We start from the raw sequence: 20,998 nt of genomic DNA, 5'->3' as shown, positions 1-20,998 counted from the left end.
ATGCGTATCGCGGTTTGTCTTAAATATGTTCCCGATCCCAGCACCATCGAGGTCGATCCGTTAACCGGGTCGATCGATACCGGTCGCGTGCTGTACATGATGAATCCCGCCGATGAAAGCGCGCTGGAATTGGCATTGCGGCTGCGGCCGCCCAATGGAGCCGTGACCGTGTTGAGCGTAGGACCCGTCGAAGCCGATCGCTTGCTACAGGATGCGCTGGCCGCGGGGGCCGATGCAGCGCTGCGCGTGTGGGATGACGGGCTGGGCAGCCTCAAACCGATTGTCACCACGACGCTGCTGGCGGCGGCGCTGCGCGTGAAAGAACTCCCCGACCTGGTGCTGTGCGGCGGGCATAGCGCGGATCGCGGATCGGGCACCGTGCCTGCGCTGCTGGCGGAGCATCTGGACTGGCCGGTCGCCACCGATGTGACCCAGTTCGAGCTGGAACCTGGGCGGATGCGTGTACAGCGGCGGCTAGCGCGCGGGGCGCGAGCCGAGAGTGAAATCACTTTGCCGGCGGTTTTAGGACTGGAAACTGGATTAGCGCATCTGCGCCAGGCCAGTCTGCCGAGCCTGATGCGGGTCAAACACATGCCGATTCCGCTCTACGGGCTGGAGGAATTAGGGTTGTCGCCGCAGGATCTGCACTTTCCAGCGATGACCCTGCATGAAATCATGCCGCCCCGTCCACGGGCGCGGGCTATGTTTACTCCTGACGCTTCCGCCCCCGTCCCGGATCGGATCGCCCAGATCATGTCCGCTGGCGTCGCTGGCAAGGCTGGAAAAATTCTGGATAGCGGCACGCCAGAACAACAAGCCGACGCCATCATCGAGTTTTTGCGTCAACGCGGTTTTCTGGAACACCGGACTTGAATATTCAGCGACTGACTGAATTAACGTGGCCGGACGCAGCGCAAGCCGTCGCCGCTGGCGTCACGACGGTGATTTTGCCGCTGGGCGCGACCGAGCAACACGGCCCGCATTTGCCCTTGGGCACCGATACCTACCGGGCGGCGGCGCTGGCCGGACAATTGGCGAAACGGTTGCCGGCGATGGTGGCGCCGGTGATTCCCATTGGCTGTTCCGACGAGCACAGCGGGTTTGCCGGCCTGTTGAGTCTGGAGGTGGAAACGCTAGCGGCGGTGATCGTGGATTGCGCCCGGCGCATGGTCGATTGGGGTGTGCAACGATTGATTGTATTGTCGGCGCATGGCGGCAACGGATCGGCGCTGGCGTTGGCGGAGACGCGCTTGCGGCAGGAGTTGCCGGCGTTGGCCGTGTGGATTCCCGACCCCATGACGATCTGTGGCGAGGCGGTGCTGGCCATTGCCGCCGAGGCAGGTTTGCCGTTCAACGCCCTCGGCTTGCACGCCGGTGAGTGGGAAACCTCGGAACTACTGTATCTACGCCCGGAACAGGTGTGCATGGAGCAAGCCGCGCCGGGTCATACAGGCGATATGGATGCAGCGTTAGCCACTTTGATTGCGAAGGGGACGCGGGCCTTGACGGCAACCGGCGTGGTGGGCGATCCCTGTCTGGCGAATGCAAGCCGGGGCGAGTGTTATCTGGCGGCGCAAGCCGCGTGCTACGAAGCAGCGTGGCGGCAATGGCTTATCCAGTCCAGCAAGGCATGAAGCAGGCGGAATGGCCCGACGATGGCGGCGCAGTCGCCGTCGCGCCGCCACTTGTTCCGCCATCAGCCCAACCGGCGCGCTACGCTCTGCAACCCCATCTATCCGTCATAGCGGATGAGCAGGGCGGAACCTTGTTGTGTCTACGTCCGCTGCTGGCGCTGCGCTTGAATCGGCAGGCCACGGCATTGCTCAGCGCGTTGCCACAACCTCACAGCATTGCCGAACTGGCGACTCAAGTTCCGGGAATGACGCCAGCGGCAATCACCGCGTTTCTGGATAACCTGGTGCGCCGCCGGCTATTGATCCGGCGTCCAGCAGGGATAACGGTTTGGCCGCAGGTCTCGATCATTATCCCAGCGCACGGTCGCACCGAGGCCACCCGCCGTTGTGTGCAATCGCTGCTGGCGCTGGATTATCCTGCTGACCGGCGTGAAATTATCATAGTCGACGACGCGTCTGAGCCGCCGCTGGCCGAGGCGCTGCGCGACTTGCCAATCCAGCTTGTGCGCCAGGAACGCAACATTGGTCAGTCCGCCGCCCGCAATCTGGCGGCGACAATAGCCAGTGGCGAAATACTGGCGTTCATCGACAACGACTGTGTCGCCGAACCTGACTGGCTGCGCAGCCTGCTGCCTTATCTGGACCAGCCAGCGATGGCGATTGTGGGCGGCCGGATCATAGCCCCGCCTGCCCGTGGCGCTGTGGCGGCGTTTGAGGCGGTGCGCTCGCCACTGGATATGGGCGCGGTGGAAACGGAAGTCGCCCCGAATGCCGCCGTATCCTACTTACCGACCTGCAACCTGTTGGTGCGCCGTGATGTGCTGCTTGCGCACGGCGGCTTTGATGCGACGTTGCGGGTTGGCGAGGACGTAGATTTCATCTGGCGCACGTTGCGCAGTGGAAACCGCGCCTGGTACGTCCCGGCTGGCCGAGTCGTGCATGACCATCGCGTGCGCTGGAAGGACTGGCTGCGCCGCCGCGCCGACTACGGTTCTTCCGAAGCCGATTTGCAACAACGCTATCCCGAAGGCCGACGGTTGATGCATTTGCCGCGCGTCAGCCTGTTGCTGCTTTTGAGCGTGCTGCTCGTGCCGTGGTTTGAAGGCTGGGGCTTGGGGCCGGCGGCAGTCGCTGCAACTCTGTTGAGCACGGAACTCATCCACAAGCAGCGTGAGTTGCGGCGCATCGGAGTCAGGCTATCCATCGGTCGGGTCGCCGTCGCGCTGGGCCGGGAACATGCGGCGGCTCTGTATCATCTAAGCGCCAGCACCGTTCGCTATTACAGCTTGCCGCTGCTGGCTATCGGCGGGATACAGCCGCATGGACTGCCCTTTATTTTTCTGTTGCTCATCATTGCGCCGCTGGCTGATCATCGGCGGCTGCAACCTCAACTGTCACGACCGGTTTTCATTGGCCTGTATGGCTTGGAATTGGCCGCCTACCAAGTGGGCCTCTGGCGCGGCTGCCGGCAACGGCGCACCTTGCGGCCATTGCTGCCGCGCCTGATCTGGCGGAGATAACCGGCCATGCCTAATCCCCGCTGCGTTCTACTCTTGTCGTATCCTTGTCTATTGTCAACATGAAGGAGATCATCCCGATGTTTATCCCTGTCGAACAACGTCCCGAACCGCCTACTCCCTACCCAGCGCCGATTGCAGAAGCCGCACCGAGCGCCGAAGCAGCGGCCCGACAGCCTGAACCGCTGGCAGAATTGCCGAAAGTCACCGAAGAGCTACTGATCGAAGAAGTCAGCATCGACGGCATGTGCGGCGTTTATTGAAGCCAACCCTGACCGGTCTTTGAGGGACCGGTTCGTCATATGATAGTCGCTCACCCAATTCGTCATATTAAGGCCGGTTGAAACCGAGCAAGGCGGGACTCATGGGCAAACTGGAAGGCAAAGTAGCGTTCATCACCGGCGCAGGGCGCGGCCAGGGCCGAGCGCATGCGGTGCTGATGGCTCGCGAAGGGGCCGACATTGCAGCGCTGGATATCTGCCGCGATCTTTCCTATCCACGCTATTCGCTGGCAAAGCGCAGCGACCTGGAGGAAACCGTCCGGCAGGTGCGAGAGTGCGGACGCCAGGCGTTGGAACTGGTCGCCGATGTCCGTGACAGCGCAGCGATGGAAAGAGCGGTTCAGGAAACAGTCGCCACTTTCGGACGTATTGACATTCTGATTTGCAACGCTGGCATCGCCGATATGGCCTTGACTTGGGACATCACCGAGGAATGGTGGGACACGATGATCGATGTCAATCTCAAGGGCTATTGGCTGGCGGTGAAATATGTCGTTCCACAGATGCTGGCGCAAAAAACCGGCGGCAGTATCGTGATGACGTCTTCTGTGGCTGGATTGCGCGGCGAGCCGGGCATGGCTCATTACTGCGCTTCCAAATGGGGTGTTGTCGGACTGGCTCATTCGCTAGCCCATGAACTCGCCCCGCACCATATCACCGTCAATACCCTGCATCCCACCGCTGTCGACACCGACATCATCACCGGTATGGCGCAAGCTGCCGACATGGCGACCGAGGATTTGGTCGAATTCATCCGCCAAGGCAATGCCCTACCGGTCAAGCTGATCGACGCGGAAGATGTCGCCAACGCGGCATTATGGCTGGTTTCTGGGGAAGCTCGCTACGTGACGGGACAGAAGCTTAATATCGACGCCGGCAGGATGCTCAAATGAACGCAACCGTCGAACTGGTGGCCTGTTACCGGCTAGCGCCGGGGGTGGCGATCCGCCCAGAGCGCTTCGGCGGTCTGGCATACCGTTACGACAACCGCCGCCTCTATTTCCTGCATTCCCATCAGGCGGTCGAGTTCATGAACCGCCTGGATGGTCGCCGTTCCCTACAAGAGATTCTGGATGAATTCCTGGCCTCGCGCAACATGCCACTGTCTGCCAGCGAGACGCTGGTTAAGGCCGTCGGGCAATTGGAACGAATGGGCCTTTTGACGCAGGTGACCTAGCCGCTCAAGGGGTCGGATACTCACGCGGCTGAATACCGTGCTTGCGCATCTTGCGGTACAGCGTGTTGCGACTAAAACCTAAATGCGCAGCGGTATTGGTGATATTCCAACCATGACGGTCCAGTTGACTCAACAGCGCTTCCCGCTCAGCTTGCGCGAGACCCCCTGTGACCGTAGCGCTCGGCATTATTGCGCCATAATTCAAGGCGCGCCAGGACGCATCATTCGACACTGACCCAGTGATCTCCGCCGGTAGATTTTCCAGCCGAACACATTGATCATCGCACAATGCCGCCGCCGTGCGCAGGACATTGCGCAATTGGCGGATATTACCTGGCCATGAATAAGCGTTCAGCGCCATCAATGCATCATCAGAGATACACAAATTGGCACCATCGCTTTCCGCAGCCAATACATTGCGTATCAGCAATAACCGGTCGCTGCGTTCACGTAAAGCGGGCAAGCGTAACTCCAGGCCATTTAACCGGTAATATAAATCCTCCCGAAACGCTCCGGTCGCCATGTACTCTCGCAAATTACGGTGAGTAGCGCTGATCAGGAACACATCTACCGGCACCGGCGTATCGCTGCCGAGCGGTAGCACCTCCTTCTCTTCCAGAACCCGCAGCAACCGGGTTTGCAACGGCGGCGGCATATCGCCGATCTCGTCCAAAAACAGCGTACCGCCATGCGCTTGCAAAATCTTGCCGCGCCGGCCTTCCTGACGCGCGCCAGTAAACGCTCCGTATTTATAACCGAATAACTCACTTTCGATCAGCGTCTCCGGGATCGAAGCGCAATTCACCGCGACAAAAGGCTTGCCAGCTCGTTCGCTGGCGTCGTGAATCGCTCGGGTGAATGCCTCCTTGCCGGTGCCGGTTTCTCCGGTTAACAGGATGTTGACACGCTTATTCATGACTCGCCGAATACAATTGACATTGTAATCCATCAGCGGATCTTTCCCAGCCAAGCTTTCCAGGGTTTTCATGGCTAAAGGCAAGGGCTTAGTTTCAAACGCCGTCAAGCGCGGCCGGTTCTTGGGTAACCGTTGCTCAGATCCATAGAGCAGCGCAAAAAACCGATTGCCCATCGCATCGACGATCGGCCATAGCGCTCTAGGCTGGCCACCGGCGTAGCCGAGCAAAGTTTCTAAGGTGATGGCGAAAAGCGCGTCGATGTGTTGGCCGATGAGTTGATAACGCGCTTGTTTGAGCTGATCCGCCGCGCTTTGATTAACGGCTAGGATACGGCCATCGTTACCAAAAGCCAGCAAACCCTCGCTGCTTTGGCCGACCAACTCCGGTTGGTGATGGAAACGCAGTATCCATTGCTGACGAAATACTCGCAAGAAAAAACCGTGTTCGATCATCCGAGCGCTCAAGTAAGCCAGCGCGAGAGTATGGAGCTGGCTTTGCTTGGAATCCTGGGAACTCGTTGCGGAGATATCCAGCACCGCCAACAAGCGACCCTGAGGATCGAAAATCGGCGCCGCCGAACAGGTTAACTGGATATGCTGACTGCAAAAATGCTCATTACGGTGAATGGTCAGGGCGCGTTGCTCGATCAGGGCGGTGCCAATGGCGTTAGTTCCTTCGTTTTCCTCATTCCAGATGGCGCCTGGCCATAGGCCAACTCGTTCAAAAGGTCTGCTCAGATTGACGTCGCAAATCCAATTGACGATCACGCCGTCGCCATCCGTCAGGATCACGGCAAAGCCTGAGCCAGCGATTCGCTGATAGAGGTTGTTCACTTCGATCTGGGCGATTTCCAGAAAGTCATCCAAGCGTTCCCGATGTTCCCGCAGACGGAACTGTTCGAGTACTCGAGGTTGATGGGATTGGACGGCATCGAGACCGTAGTTATTAACACAGCGGATCCAGGAGCGCGCAATACTGGCTTCAAGTAGAGGTGAATTCCCGGTTCCCTGCACCACAGATAGGATGTGTTTCGCATGTGCAGCCGTCTCGTCCGACATGGTTCCTCCTTAATACTTAGAAAGTTCCCCTATCTAACGTAGGGTCAACATTTATCGAACATCGAATCGAATTGCTACCCAATATCAATGCGATTAACGGGTGTCTGAATGGAAGTCAGGGAGGTTCACAGGCTGGATGAAGTCATGACATCTTCTTTCCGCATAAACACCCATTATAAAAATAGACCTCCTGCATGGATTCATTCAGGATATGCACGAAAAGCAGGGCAAACCGCACTTCCCGATTCGTGATACCAATTCCCGGTAGGTTTTATATTTCCCGCGCAGGGCGAGTTAGCGAAGCGTAATCCGCCGAAATCACAACCGAATCGGCGGGTTACGGGCTGGCGCTCTAACCAAGGAAACGCTGACTAAAGCGTTAACCGATTTGTCGGTTTAGCCCGCAACTACTCTGACTGTTTGGACTTCCAAGCCTATCCGCTGAAAATACCACTCAACACCTCGCATTTTCATCACCCTGCTTTGGTAGTGGTCGGCCAGGGTTTCAATGCAAAGCTGGAAGTGATGGAAACGGGTTTCTCCAATCGCTCATGAAGGTGCTCCAAGCCTTGAACACAGCGCTCCGCTGTAATTTCCATCTCCATTCCTCTTTCATAACACGCCTGGGCCATTTCCCAATCCGCCAGTTTTTCCCAGTATTCACCTAATTTCTCTAAACTCCTTAGATACCGGTTATGCAAGCGGTCACGAGTCTGAATCGCCCAAAATTCGGAGTCTTGACCCAGAAACGGGCCGCGATAGGCGCGCAAGAGCGTATCCGTCGCAGTGGCCAAATCCGCTGATGCAGCCTCTCCCCGGTTCGCCTCACTAACCCAAGTCAGAGTCTGACTGATCCGACGCTCCAGACACCACACGTCGACCCAACAATAGCGCGGGTCCAGGGACAGTCGGCCATTCCGCACGTTTAAGGTATGTTCATGACCCAGCAGCCGGCGCAGGCGGTGGAGCGTGATCGTCAAGGCTTGCTGGCCAGCGTCGCCGTCGGCGTCCGGCCATAGCACGTCAGCGAGCCGTGCCTGGTTAACGTCCCGTCCGCCCCAAGCGATCAGGAGCTTGAGTAATTCCAGTGGCTTGCGCTGCGCCTTGCGGCCGAATGTCACCGGTTGGCCATCCACCACCAGCCCGAACCGGCCCAAGGTATAAATCTTCACCGGCCAGGGCCAGTGATCCGATATCGCAACCGATGGATCGGGCCGTAACCCACGCTTGCGGATGAGGGTTTGGACGTATTCGACTTCGACATCGGCATCCAGCGCCGCCGCGCAAAGCCGGGCCACATCGTCCGGCTTGAAGAAAGTGAAAAAGATATAGCCTTCCGCTCGGCCCAGCGCGAGCGCCCGGCGCAACAACTTCAAGCTGCGAGCCTTCCGTCCCCAGGTCAGGGCGAACTGCGCGGCGGCCAAAGTGCGTAAGAAGGTGGCGACTTGGCTGCGCGTCGCCCTGATCCATGAGTGCATGCCAGCCAAGTGGCGCAAGGCGTCCGAGCGGTGACCCAAGCTGGCGTGTACCTGCGCCAAGGCCAAATGGATGACTGCGGTGGTATGGTAAAATGTGCGACGAGCCACTCGCAGGGTTTGTTCCAATCGCTCCAGAGCTTCAGGCAGGCGTCCGGATTGCCAGGCTTCCCAAGCACTCAGGACATCGTAGAGGACACGTTCCAGAGGCCGGAAGGACTTCTGTAATCGCGTGTACCGCTCCAGCGCCGTCCGGCTGGCCTCCAGTCGTCCGGCACTCAGGTTGGCATGCATAAAAGCCGATAACAGGATGCCGTTGAAAAGGTTGACGCCGTATTCGGCGGCGATGGACCATCCCGCCTCGGCAATGGCGAGACACCGCGCCAGATCGCCTTCGTACCAGTATTGATAGCAAAATTCTCCCCAATACCAGGCACAGCGCAGTACTGGTTCGACATAGGTAACATCCGCATTCGCGGCGCGCAGGATGTTCAGCGCCCAAGCGGCCTTGCCGTGTTGGCCGACGTTCCAGATGTAGTGGAGCAACAACGTATTGAGCGAGACCAGATACAAATCCGGCGGGCAATCGGTTTGCAATAGCTGGATGATGCGTCGTTCCCAGTCAGCGAATTCCGGGTGCTCCGGCCGGGCGTGGACCAGCAGATTAAATACCCCGCAGGTGACCCGCGCTTCGAGGGTGGTCGAGGGAAAACTCGGGTAGCGGGTCCGCAATCGTTCGAATTCCACCAGCCAGCCGCCAGCGGCGTGAAAATTATCCCAGGCCAAACCGTAGGTATCGGTGATGGCCGCCCACGCCAGCCACAGACCAGTGACATCGCCAGCGTGCTTGAAGCGACGATAGGCTCGAACTAAGGTGGTGCGGGCAGCGACCGCGTCGCGGGACAATTGGCATTGGCCCAGCCAAAACAGCAGCCAAGGCGAGCGTTTCCGAATCGCCGATGGCAACCGGCTCAGCCAGGATTCCAAAAGTTGGCTGCGACCTTGCCGCAGTAACAGTTCGGCCTGTTGCATCACCAGTCGGCTGAGCTGTTCCCAATCGCGCAATGCCTGCCACAGTTCAACCGCCTCGCTCAGTTCGCCAGCCGTTTCGAGCAGCGCCGCTGCCTGGCGCTGCATTTGTTCATATTCCAGAGCAGGCAACATGCCGCGTCCCTGACGCAACAGGAAACCGCGGAACAAATCATGATACTGGTACATGATTTGTGCACAGGACGCACCCAGTTCGACCGTTTCGCTGCGAAACGTGAAGCAATGACGCCGCACCAAGGCGTTCAACCACGCCTCCGCTTGATCCTCGCTAGTCAATTGGCGGGCCATGGCAACGGTCATTTTCGGCAACAAGGCCGTCTTTAGCAGAAAGGTCTGCAAAGGCGCATCGAGTTGGTCCCACACTTCGATTGCGAAATAATCGAAAACCAGTTCGGTGGTCGTCAGCGGCGGCGGGATTCCAGCCCGACAGGCGCGCCGCAACAGTAACGTCAACCCGGCTGCCCAACCCTGCACCTGCGCGTTCAGATTCTGCACCTCGGCAACGGTGAATGATCGCTCAGTCTGTAAATGGGCGATGCCCTCGGCTTCGGGCAGGGTCAAATGCAGTTCTTCGGCGGTTATCATCGCCAGCGACCCATGCAAGCGCGCCCGCGTCAAGGCGGGCGGCGGCTCCCCCCGGCTGGTCACCAGGCAACGCACATCGGCAGAGAGATGGTCCAGCATCTCCGCCAACACCGCGTGCAACGGCGCCGCTGCCGGCAGGCGATGGTAGTTGTCGAACAGCAGGATGCAGGGCGGGGCGACGCGCTGGAACAGGGCGCGAAAATAGCGGCGGGCGAACGCGGACAGATCGCCTTGGTATTCCGGCGTCAGCAGCGGCAAGGGCAGACCGGCGCCGTGCGGATCGGCCGCGATCCCGAGGTAGTAAAAGAAGGTCGCTGGGTCGGCGTCATCTTCGTCAATCTGATACCACAGGCAGGGAATCCCCCGCGCCTCCATGTAGCTCGCCGCCAGCGTGGTCTTGCCGTAGCCCCCTGGCGCCCCGATCCAGATACCAGGCCGGTCAGCAAATTCATCCAGTTGCTCAAACAGTCGTTCGCGGGGGAAAACCGTCGGAAGCCAAGGCTGATTGAATTTAGCTAATCCTGCGGAGGATGTAGATAGATAGGCTTTTTGAGGTTTCATGGCTGAAGATCCAACGTCGTTCTGCTCAGTTGAACAGTCATTCGAAAAATCTGAACATTTGATCAAAAGTCTAGCTATAAATATTAAAAATGTTGTCCCCTGAGCAGGGGACATTTAGAAGCGTTACAGCAGAGCCGCTGCGAACGAAACCGGATGGGATCAAAGGATGAAACGCGCCAAAGCCCTTGCCTCTCTGCGTCAATTATGCTGCCTGGGTCTCAACCGGGAGGTTTTGATTCCGGAAGTGCTACGCGCCTTGCACACGTTCATTCCTTCGGAAAGTAATGTGTATACAGGGGTCAACGAGCACATACTGCCGACATTCGTGATTCCCGAGCATGTGATTCCAGAGGTCATGGAAACCGTCAAAAGCGAGTGGAATCGGCTTTATGTCAAGCCCTATCACTCACGGTCGGTCGATTGGTACCGCCACCATCTCATAATGACAGACGTACGCATTTTGGACGACCGGTTTTACCGCAGCGATTTTTATCATGCAGTGTTCCGGCCCTATAAACACCATTACAGAGTGCAGGCGAAAGTTTGTAATTATGGCGCCATGGTCGGCGGCATCTCGCTGGCCCGCTCTCAGCATCAGCAACCGTTTGACGCTGAAGATATCCAGCAACTCAGGCGTCTGCTGCCTTATTTGGAGCATGGCTTGCAGGCGCGTGGCGAAACGGCTACGGACTATGTGGACAGCGGCCAAACTGGGCTGGTGATCCTGACGCGCAATGGCTCCGTGGTCTATCTCAGCGATGCGGCTCGAAACTTACTGTTCCTGGCCACCTATGGCATTTTTCCCGTGGGACAAGGGTCTTCAAGCCTACCGGTCACGGTGCCGCCCGTGTTGCAACAACTTTGCGCTAACCTCGACGGCATTTTTCAGGGTTGGGATGCGCCTCCGCCGACTTTCTCCCACACCAATGCCCGTGGTCGATTCGTTTTCCGCGCCTATTGGCTGCAACCGCCCACGGTTCACTCGGGTTTGGAGACCGCCGGTTATTCTCCAGCCGACAACGGCTTGATCGGCGTGCTGATCGAGCATCAGGAACCGCTGCGGCTGCAACTCTATCGCAATCTGCAAGGCTGGCGTCTGTCCCCTCGGGAACAGGAAGTCGGTCTGGCGCTGGCCGAAGGTCTTTCCCAAGCAGCGATCGCGGTGCGGTTGAACGTCAGTGTTCAGACCGCCATCACCTACATACGCCGCCTGTATGCCAAGCTGGAAGTTCACAGCCGCGCGGAGTTACTCGACAAGCTGCGAACTCCAACGTCGAAGACTATCAAGCCGTGACCTCTTCTGGGCTTTGCCCTTTCGGATAAACAACTTCTGAATCCGTAAGCGATCTGTAAGTTCTTTACATCCATAGTAGCGTCTTATGAGGTGTCTCTACATCATTGGATCGGCCAAGATCGATGAGTTGCCGATAGAGGAGAGGCAATATGATTGCAAACCCAGTGGTCAAACAGGTGGATTCTTTAAGCCGGCATATTCGACAAAAACCCCAGGAAAATCTGTGCATTCGTCCAGTCGTTTTGGATATCTGCACCCGCTATCAAGCACGGCGAATTTTTTGCGTGAGATGCGATAACCAGAAACCGAGTGGTGGTGCGCAGGATGCAGGCTGTGTCGTTGGAATGGAATGCGGTGGCAATGGCATAGCCAATTCGATTGAATGGACTCGGGCCGATCGATCCGGACATGAACAGCTTGGTGATTCTGCCAAAATAGCGGAGAGCGGCGTCGATATCGTCGTGAACACTGACATCGACGATCTGCACCTGCAAGCTCCTGAGTTGATCGAGTCCGCCATCCGGCGGCTTCGTCCCAATGGCATTCTGATGATCGCGCTGCCGTTACGCAGTCACTGGGAGATTTTGTTAATCACCGTGCGTGCCTGGTGGGAGCGCTGGACCGGTGGTCATGCCCAATTCTGGTCGAGGCGGCGGCTGAGCGCGCTCTTGGAATCCTGCGGCTTCATGAACCTGGAGTCTATCAAGATCAGGGCTTCTTCTCGTCGGAGGCAAATCATAATCCTGGTGGCCAAGAAGACGAGCTAATCGCGGCCTATCCGCACGGTGCGGCGGGTGAACATCGCGTAACCCGCTAACACCGCAATATCCCTCTGAATAGCGGGTTAGAGCCGCCGCCCGGACCGACCACTCTCTTGTTCCCTTGATCTTATCGTTCCCACGTTGAATTTCGGCACGGCGTCGGTTTTCCCGGATATCGCCGCTTCGGGTACAAAAACTCCGAATCTGTAAGCTATCTGTAAGTTCCTTTGTGCTCAGAATGCCGATGATCGGCTTAATTTGTAAGCGCTGCCAGGGGAACTCAAGAAATGCGCATTAGAAACCGCCAGAGGTTACAGGTTAGGAAATTGTGGCGTCCGATGTGGATTGGCCAGACCGCGAGCACTCCATCGTCATTGCGGCGGCACCAGTTACGGTGGCTAGGAAGTCTGGGTTTGTTGCTGAGCTTGAGCAGCAGCCCAACCATCGCCGGGGCCACCGTGCTTCGGTTTATGTTGGACACGTCTTCTTTGTCGGGTGTAACGGCGACTCTGGCCTTTGATTTCCTCAATTACGACCCCGCATCGAACAGCGTCACGGTGACCGATTTCTTTACTGATGGGATTTTGGGCGCTGCCAGTTCTGTTGGTAGTGTTACCGGTACATTGCCTCCCGGTCCGGTCACGCTGGCCGACAGCGATTTCTTCAACGAATTTCTGCAACCGCTCACGTTGGGCAACACAGTCAGCTTCACTCTAAACCTGACAGAACACGCGCCGAGTGGGTCGCCCTTGGATGGGTTTTCTTTCTATCTACTGAACGCAACAGCGACTTTGTCTTTGTTCGCTACGAATGATCCGATCGGTGGGGATGCCCTGTTTGCTGTGGACATCGACGGCGCCTCCGACGGTATTCGTTACCCCTTTGATTATGCGGGTACTGGCGATCCGGTGACGTGGACGCTGGAACCGGTGACCGTACCGTTACCCTCCACAGCGTTGCTCATTGGCGCGGGGTTATTGGGCGGACTGGCGGCGCGACGGCGAGATAGCTTGCATACCGTAGGTCGGGCAACAGCGCGGCGTTGCCCGACGGTTCAGCCAGTGGGGTGCACCCATCGCACCCCCTCCTTTTGAACAACAGCAAAAAAGATTTCGTTTGGGAGATTGCGATCATGGCGATGGTGCGGTCATCGGTACAGTGGATTAGTGGGTTGGTGTTATTGGCGCTCCTGTTGAGCGGGTGGGTGTTGCGGACGGAGTCCGCCAGTCCCGGCGGGACGGTGAGCGCCGATGTCAGCGCGCAGGTGGCGGTGACCTTTTCCGGGTTGCGCTTCAATCGGGTGACGCGGACGTTTGATACGGTGGCGACCCTGACGAATACCGGGGCCGACCCGCTTCTGGCACCGCTAGAACTGCATGTCAGTTCGATCACCCCAAACACCGTGTCGCTGGCCAACCCGAGCGGGACCGCCAGCGATGGGCATCCTTATGTGGCTGTGCTTCTGCCGACTGGAGAATTGGCGGCAGGGGCGACGGTGACCAATGTCATCTTGCGCTTCAGCAATCCCAGCAATGTCGGTTTCAACTTTACCCACCATGTCGTGGGGACCTTGGCGGCCAGCAATGCCCCGCCAGTGGCCGACGCCGGTCCCGATCAGACCGCTCCGGTCGGCATGACCGTGATCCTGGATGGCAGCGGCTCGACCGACCCCGATGGCGACGACTTGACCTATGACTGGACCTTGCCCACGGTACCCGCCGGCAGCACCGCCACCCTGGCCGATCCGACCACGGTGAATCCGCGCCTGACCCTGGATCGACCGGGCGATTACACCGCGCAGTTGGTGGTGAACGACGGCCAGGCCGACAGCGCCCCAGATACCGTGACGATTTCCACGGAGAACACTCCGCCGGTGGCCCATGCCGGACCCGATCAGAGCGCCCCGGTGACGACGACGGTGACCTTGGACGGAAGTGCCTCCAGCGATGTGGATGGCGATACCTTGACCTTTGCCTGGACCCTGGTGAGCCAGCCGGCGGGCAGTACCGCCGCCTTGGTCAATGCCACGACTGTCAACCCCAATCTAACCCTGGATCAGGCCGGGACCTACACCGTGCAATTGCTGGTCAATGATGGCCAGGTGGACAGCGCGCCCGACAGCGTGACGATTTCGACGGAAAATTCCCCGCCGGTGGCCGAAGCCGGCCCGGCGCAGACCGTGCCGTTGGGCGCGACGGTGCAGTTGAATGGCGCGGGCTCATCCGATGCCGATGGCGATCCGTTGACGTACCAATGGACCTTGACCAGTGTGCCGGTGGGCAGCACCGCGACGCTGACCAATCCAACCACGGTGAATCCCAGTTTCATCGCCGATCAATCGGGCGCGTATGTGGCGCAGCTCATCGTGAACGATGGGACGGTGAACAGCGCCCCGGACACGGTGACCATCAGTACCGAAAACTCGAAACCAGTGGCCAACGCCGGGCCGGATCGGCAAGTAGAGGTCGGTGACACGGTGACCTTGGATGGTTCCGGTTCCAGCGATGCGGACGGCGATGTCTTGACCTATCAATGGGCGCTGACCACGCAGCCGGTGGGCAGCACGGCGGCGTTGCAGAACGCCGATCAAGTCCTGGCGCAGTTCATTCCCGATCTGGCCGGCCAATACATTGCGCAGTTAATGGTCAACGATGGTCTGTTGACTAGCGACCCGGATACGGCGACCGTGACGGTCACCGTGCCAACCCCAACCAATCGCGATCCGCAGATCATCTCATCACCCGTAACGACGGCGACGGTTGGCCAGCCTTATCGTTATGACGTGAACGCCACCGATGCCGATGGCGATCCGCTGAGTTATGCGTTGAACGTCTCGCCGACCGGGATGAGCATCGACGCCAATGGCCTGATTACCTGGACGCCCACGGCGGCGGGTGAGGTCTCGGTGACCGTCGAGGTCAGCGATGGGCAAGGCGGGAAGGCGATCCAGTCGTTTAACGTGCAGGTGCAAGAGGAGAGTTTGTCGCTGCCGCCCAATCCGAAGGACGTCGCCCCGCCGCTCGACCGCACGGTGCCGACCACCACCGACGCCGCCACCGAATTCCTCTATACCGGTTCCAATCCGATTCAAACCGGCGTCGCGCCCGGCACGATTGAACCGCAGCGCGCGGCGCTGGTGCGTGGCAAAGTGCTCGCTGACGATGGTTCACCGTTGTCCGGCGTTCAGATCACGATTCATGGTCACCCTGAATTGGGCGGCACCCTGTCCCGCGCCGATGGCATGTTCGACCTAGTGGTCAACGGCGGTGGGGTGTTGATCGTGCAATATACCCGCAGCGGTTACCTACCGGCCCAGCGTCATCTCGACGTACCGTGGGAGGATTACGCCTGGCTGCCCGACGTGGTGCTCAAGCAACGCGATGCGCAGGTGACCGCGATCACCTTTGGCGACAACGCACCGATGCAGGTGGCGCGCGGCAGCCTGAGCAACGACAGTGACGGTACCCGCCAAGCGACCGTGTTGTTCCCGGCGGGTACTCAAGCGCAAATCTATCGACCCGATGGCAGCACCCAAACAGTGGATACGCTTCACATCCATGCGACCGAATTCACCATCGGCCCCAATGGCCCGCAGACGATGCCCGCCGATCTGCCGCCCACCTCCGGCTACACCTACGCGGTAGAGTTAAGTGCTGATGAAGCCGTCATCAAGCGCGACGGCAAGGACGTGCTGTTCAACCAACCGGTCGTCTTCTATCTGGAAAACTTCCTCGATCTGCCAGTGGGCATCATCGTGCCGGTGGGTTATTACGATGCCGATCAAGGGGCTTGGGTGCCGTCCGATGACGGGCGAATTATTCAAATTCTGAGCGTGGCGAACGGCATGGCCGTTTTGGACCTCGACGGCCAAGGAACCCCGGCCAGCACTGCTCGGTTGGCCGAGTTCGGCATCACCGATGCTGAACGCACCCAACTGGCTACCCTCTACACGCCCGGTCAGAGTCTATGGCGGGCGCAGATGGCTCATTTATCAATCTGGGACACGAATCTCGGTTGGGGGCCACCTCCTGATGCAACTCCCCCAGACAATCCTCCGGCACCCTCTCCCAGTCCCGAACCTGATCCAGATTGCAATGGCGGCTCCGTCATTGAATGCCAGAATCAGGTATTGGGTGAACGGGTCACCGTCGCCGGCACTCCCTTCACGCTCAACTATCGCAGCAACCGGGTATCCGGCAACGCGGTAACGCGCACCCTGACCATTCCTTTGAGTGGCGATACAGTACGTTCGGATCTCCTTCGCATCGACTTGGAAGTGCGCGTAGCGGGTCAGATCATCAAGCAGAGTTTCTCGCCCCAAACCCATCTGAGCACGACAGTGACTTGGGACGGCAAGGATAGCTATGGCCGACCAGTGCAAGGAACGGTGGCGGCCAAGGTTAATATCGGTTATGTCTATCCAAGCAACTACTACAGCGCCGCAGACCTTGGCGTAGCTGTTCGTAACTTCGGGCATGAAGGTCGCGGTAACCGGATGACCGGCGCCCGCTTCATTACCCGTTTTCCGGTAACCATCTGGCAAGACTACCAGCTTCTTTTAAGCACTTGGGACGCACGGCCTGCCACGCTTGCCGGTTGGAGTTTGGATGTGCATCACGCCTACGATCAGGCAGGCCGGGTGCTTTATCGGGGCGACGGCCAACTACAAAAAGGGTATCGCCCACTCGATTACGAGATCACGCAGGTCTTTCCCATAAACTTGTACTACAATTACCAGACTATGGGTTCGTCGACAGAACATACTGTCGTCGATTCGGCGGGGAACATTTACTTCAGCACCTATGGTTCTCATTCTCTCGTATGGAAGTTGGCGCCGGACGGGACACTAACCCGATTCGCCGGCGGCGGCAGTCCCGCCGACGGCCTCGGTGATGGAGGTCTCGCTACGGAGGCCAGCCTGTCTATGTCAGCGGACGGTGGCGGCTTGGCGTTCGATGCCGCTGGAAACCTGTACATTGCCGATAACTCTCATAATCGCCTTCGCAAGGTAGATCGGTCGGGCATCATCACGACCATCGCCGGCAATGGCGTATGGAGTTTCTCCGGTGACGGTGGCCCGGCGACGCAAGCCACATTCGAAAGCCCCAATGAGGTCGCCGTAGACGGCCAAGGAAATATTTACATTGGCGACGCCGGTAATGGGCGGATCCGTAAAGTCAGTCCCGACGGCATCATTCAGACCGTCGCCGGGGGTGGGACGCTATTGGGCGACACCGCTGAAGGGCAGCAAGCCACGAAAGCCGGTCTAAATTACATCCGCTGTCTGACCCTTGATGCCCGAGGTAATCTCTATGTCTGTCAAACTTTTAGCGCCATCCTACGCATCTGGAAAATCACTCCGGACGGCGTCCTGCATAATTTCGCCGGCAAAAAACCTGCTGCGGGTACAAGCTTTATTGAGGGGGTTCCAGCCACTGAAGCCTACATACAGGCACCGTACAGTGTCGTCGTCGACGCGCGAGGCAATGCGTTTACCACTGACGGAGGCTACGTTCGGCGGATCACGCCGGAGGGACGGATCTTCACCGTTGCCGGCACCGGCAAGCCGGGTACAGTCATCAACCACACCCCTGCCTTGCAGGCCGACTGGGGCGGTTTTGTCTTCAGACTCGCCTTCTATCCTCAAGGCAATCTGCTATTGAACGGCAGGTCCTCTGTTGGGATCTCCAAGATGTCGCCCAGTTCGCCCAATACCTTGCAGCTGGCTGGTGCCGCTCCCACCGATACCGTCTATCCATCCGAAGATGGCCGGGAAGTTTACGTCTTCGATACAGAGGGTCGCCATCTGCGGACGCTCAACACGCAAACCGGCGCGGTGCTGTATACCTTCGGTTATGACGGCAACGGCAAACTGATCAGCGTCACCGACGGTGACCACAACATCACCACCATCGAGCGCAACGGCGCGGGCGATCCCACCGCCATCGTCGGTCCCTACGGACAACGCACTACCCTGACCACTAACAGCGACGGCTATTTGGCAAGCATCACCAACCCGGCGGGCGAGATCCACCAATTCACCTACCAGGATGCCGGCGGGCTGCTCACCACCTTCACCAATCCGCGTAACCTAAGCTGGCAAATGACCTACGACACGCTGGGGCGACTCACCCGCGACAGCGACCCCGCCGGCGGCTTCAAGGCTCTAGCGCGCAGCGAAAATGCCGACGACTACCAAGTCGCCATCACCGACGCCGAGGGCCGGACCACGACCTACGCGGTCGAGAATCTACCCTCCGGCGATCAGCGTCGCATCGACACCGCCGCCGACGGCACTCGCACCGAAATCCAAATTGACACCGACGCGACCCGGACCACCATCTTGGCAAACGGGACGACGACTGAACAAACCGGACATCCCGATCCCCGGTTCGGGATGCAAGCGCCGCTGGTGGACAGCGTCGTCACTCTGCCCAACGGTCTGAGCCAGTCGATCACCCGCACGCAGACGGTGAACCTGGCCGATCCAGACAATCTGCTGAGCTTGACCCAGATCACGGACACCATGAAGATCAACGGTCGCACCACCACCCGCGTCTTTGACGCCGCGACCCGCACCTGGACGGTGACCAGTCCCACCGGTCGGCAAGTCAGCACCGTGATCGATACGCAAGGCCGCCCCACCCAAGTGCGTGTTCCCGGTTTGGCTGACCTGAATGTCAGTTACGACAGTCGGGGGCGTCCAAGCAGTCTCACCCAGGGCACTGGCGCGGATGTTCGCACCTTTAACCGCAACTACAACGGCCAAGGTTATTTGCAAACCGCCACCGATCCGCTAGGCCGTACCATGGATTACCAGTACGACCTGGTCGGTCGAGTGCTTCAGCAGACCTTGCCCGACACCCGGCAGATCGGCTACGGCTACGACGCCAACGGCAATCTGACCGCCTTGACGCCGCCGGGCCGCCCCACCCACGAGTTCGCCTACACGCCGGTGAATCTGCAAGCGGAGTACGCGCCGCCAGCCATTGGCGCAGGCGACCCCAGTACACGCTCTGCTTACGCGCTGGATCGGCAGGTGACCCAAGTCACCCGACCGGATGGCCGGACCCTGCGCTTCAACTACGACCACGCTCGTCGGCTAGATACGCTGACCTTGCCAGACGGAACGATGGGTTACGCCTATGACGCGACCACCGGCCAGTTGAACCGCATCACGACTCCGGACGGCGATACGCTGGCCCATGACTACGTCGGCGCGCTGCTGGCGCAAGCGACCTGGACCGGCGCCGTGACCGGTAGCGTTCAATGGACTTACGACAACGACTTCCGGGTCGCGTCGCTGAGCTTCAACAACGTCGATCCCATCGCCTTCCAGTACGACGCCGACAGCTTGCTGACCCAAGCGGGCGCATTGATGCTGAGCCGCAGTCCGCAAAATGGTTTGCTGACCGGTACGACCTTGGGCAGCGTCACCAGTAGTCTGAGCTACAACAGCTTTGGCGAAATGGCGAGTTCCACCGCTCAAAACGGAAGTACGACGCTGCTGGCCAGTCAATACACCCGCGACCAGTTAGGACGGATCACCCGGAAGGTCGAGACGGTTGCAGGCGTGACTCGTACTTTCGAGTATGGCTACGACCTGGCCGGTCGGCTCAACGAGGTTAAACAAGATAACGTCGTCACGGCCAACTACACCTACGACCCGAACGGCAACCGCCTGAGTGGGCCGGGATTGACCACACCGCCGACCTATGACGACCAGGACCGGCTACTGAGTTACGGCAGCGCTGGCTACACCTACACCGAAAACGGCGAACTGACGACCAAGACCGTGGGAAGCGCAGTCACCCAGTACACCTACGATGTACTCGGCAACCTCAAAGTCGTGACCCTGCCCGACGGTACCGCTATCGAGTATGTCACCGATGGCCAAAACCGCCGGATTGGCAAGAAAGTCGGCGGCGCGCTGGTGCAGGGCTTCATCTACCAGGATCAACTCAAGCCCATCGCCGAACTCGACGGTAGCGGCAACGTGGTCAGCCGGTTTGTCTACGCCACGCGAGTTAATGTGCCCGATTATCTGGTCAAAGGCGGCGTGACTTACCGCCTCCTCACCGATCATCTCGGCAGCCCGCGTCTGGTGGTTAATACTGCCGATGGCAGCATCGCACAGCAAATGAAGTATGACGAGTTCGGCAACGTAGTGGAGGATACGAATCCCGGCTTCCAGCCCTTTGGTTTTGCGGGCGGATTGTACGACGCGGATATCGGACTCGTCAGGTTTGGGGCGCGGGATTATGACGCGGAGACGGGACGATGGACGGCGAAAGATCCGATTCTGTTCGGGGGAGAGGACTCGAATTTGTATGGGTATGTGGTGAATGATCCGATCAATATAGTTGATTATGAAGGAAAAAGCCCTCTCCTCGTAATTGGAGGTTTTCTTGCGGGGTATGCTGCAAGCAAGGCTCTAGATTGGTTATTAGATGGAGAGAATCCTGCAGACTTTGCTTGTAAATTAACTAATTGCACTAAAGATCAAGGGAGCTTGAAACCAAAACCTCCTGTCCCCGGCCCTGGTAACATTTGCGATATTCCAGCCGAGTAGCCGAGCGCGTAGGGCGGGTTAGCCAGGTAGCCAGGTAGGTCGGGCACAGGACGTGCCCGACATGTGCCCCTTTTGCCCGACCTACTTTTCTGAATGTTGAGCCCGGTAGGTCGGGC

12 protein-coding genes are annotated in these 20,998 nt (G+C 58.8%); 10 read left to right on the top strand and 2 right to left on the bottom strand.

Annotation, left to right across the window (positions count from 1 at the left end; genetic code table 11):
• The 6 genes from H6973_03250 to mftB all read left to right on the top strand — a co-directional run bounded on the left by H6973_03250 (position 1) and on the right by mftB (position 4,609).
• Entirely contained in the window at positions 1 to 873 is an 873-nt protein-coding gene (locus tag H6973_03250; GenBank protein MCP5124672.1) for an electron transfer flavoprotein subunit beta, read from the top strand.
• Positions 870 to 1,634 (top strand): mycofactocin biosynthesis peptidyl-dipeptidase MftE, encoded by a 765-nt coding sequence (gene mftE, locus H6973_03245; protein MCP5124671.1) that lies wholly within the window; start codon positions 870 to 872, stop codon positions 1,632 to 1,634. The genes H6973_03250 and mftE overlap by 4 nt, the downstream gene beginning before the upstream one ends.
• Entirely contained in the window at positions 1,583 to 3,154 is a 1,572-nt protein-coding gene (gene mftF, locus H6973_03240; protein MCP5124670.1) for a mycofactocin biosynthesis glycosyltransferase MftF, read from the top strand. Before mftE ends, mftF begins: the two co-directional genes overlap by 52 nt.
• Positions 3,155 to 3,231: 77 nt before the next feature.
• Complete coding sequence (mftA, locus tag H6973_03235) at positions 3,232 to 3,414, top strand: mycofactocin precursor (protein ID MCP5124669.1); 183 nt, start codon at positions 3,232 to 3,234, stop codon at positions 3,412 to 3,414.
• 101 nt (positions 3,415 to 3,515) lie between these two features.
• A complete protein-coding gene (locus tag H6973_03230; GenBank protein MCP5124668.1) occupies positions 3,516 to 4,325 on the top strand; it encodes a mycofactocin-coupled SDR family oxidoreductase in 810 nt (269 codons plus the stop codon).
• Positions 4,322 to 4,609, top strand: coding sequence for a mycofactocin biosynthesis chaperone MftB (gene mftB, locus H6973_03225; GenBank protein MCP5124667.1), 288 nt, complete (start codon positions 4,322 to 4,324; stop codon positions 4,607 to 4,609). The genes H6973_03230 and mftB overlap by 4 nt, the downstream gene beginning before the upstream one ends.
• A 4-nt stretch (positions 4,610 to 4,613) precedes the next feature.
• Here the strand turns inward: mftB and H6973_03220 are convergent, their stop codons facing one another.
• Both H6973_03220 and H6973_03215 read right to left on the bottom strand, forming a co-directional pair.
• A complete protein-coding gene (locus tag H6973_03220) occupies positions 4,614 to 6,584 on the bottom strand; it encodes a sigma-54-dependent Fis family transcriptional regulator (protein ID MCP5124666.1) in 1,971 nt (656 codons plus the stop codon).
• A gap of 473 nt (positions 6,585 to 7,057) precedes the next feature.
• Entirely contained in the window at positions 7,058 to 10,255 is a 3,198-nt protein-coding gene (locus H6973_03215) for a hypothetical protein (GenBank protein ID MCP5124665.1), read from the bottom strand.
• Positions 10,256 to 10,421: 166 nt separating this feature from the next.
• Between H6973_03215 and H6973_03210 the strand changes: the two genes are divergently transcribed.
• The 4 genes from H6973_03210 to H6973_03195 all read left to right on the top strand — a co-directional run bounded on the left by H6973_03210 (position 10,422) and on the right by H6973_03195 (position 20,882).
• Complete coding sequence (locus tag H6973_03210; GenBank protein ID MCP5124664.1) at positions 10,422 to 11,549, top strand: hypothetical protein; 1,128 nt, start codon at positions 10,422 to 10,424, stop codon at positions 11,547 to 11,549.
• Between the two features lie 149 nt (positions 11,550 to 11,698).
• Positions 11,699 to 12,316, top strand: coding sequence for a methyltransferase domain-containing protein (locus tag H6973_03205; protein MCP5124663.1), 618 nt, complete (start codon positions 11,699 to 11,701; stop codon positions 12,314 to 12,316).
• Positions 12,317 to 12,597: 281 nt separating this feature from the next.
• The gene (locus H6973_03200) at positions 12,598 to 13,404 is read left to right on the top strand and encodes an NF038129 family PEP-CTERM protein (GenBank protein MCP5124662.1); all 807 of its coding nucleotides are present in this window, start codon (positions 12,598 to 12,600) and stop codon (positions 13,402 to 13,404) included.
• A 38-nt stretch (positions 13,405 to 13,442) separates the two neighbouring features.
• On the top strand, positions 13,443 to 20,882 hold the full coding sequence (locus H6973_03195) for a hypothetical protein (GenBank protein ID MCP5124661.1): 7,440 nt from the start codon (positions 13,443 to 13,445) through the stop codon (positions 20,880 to 20,882).
• Positions 20,883 to 20,998: the final 116 nt, after the last annotated feature.

This window comes from Gammaproteobacteria bacterium, from assembly GCA_024235095.1.
Lineage (GTDB): Bacteria > Pseudomonadota > Gammaproteobacteria > Competibacterales > Competibacteraceae > UBA2383.
This window is presented reverse-complemented; position numbering and strand designations above follow the sequence as displayed.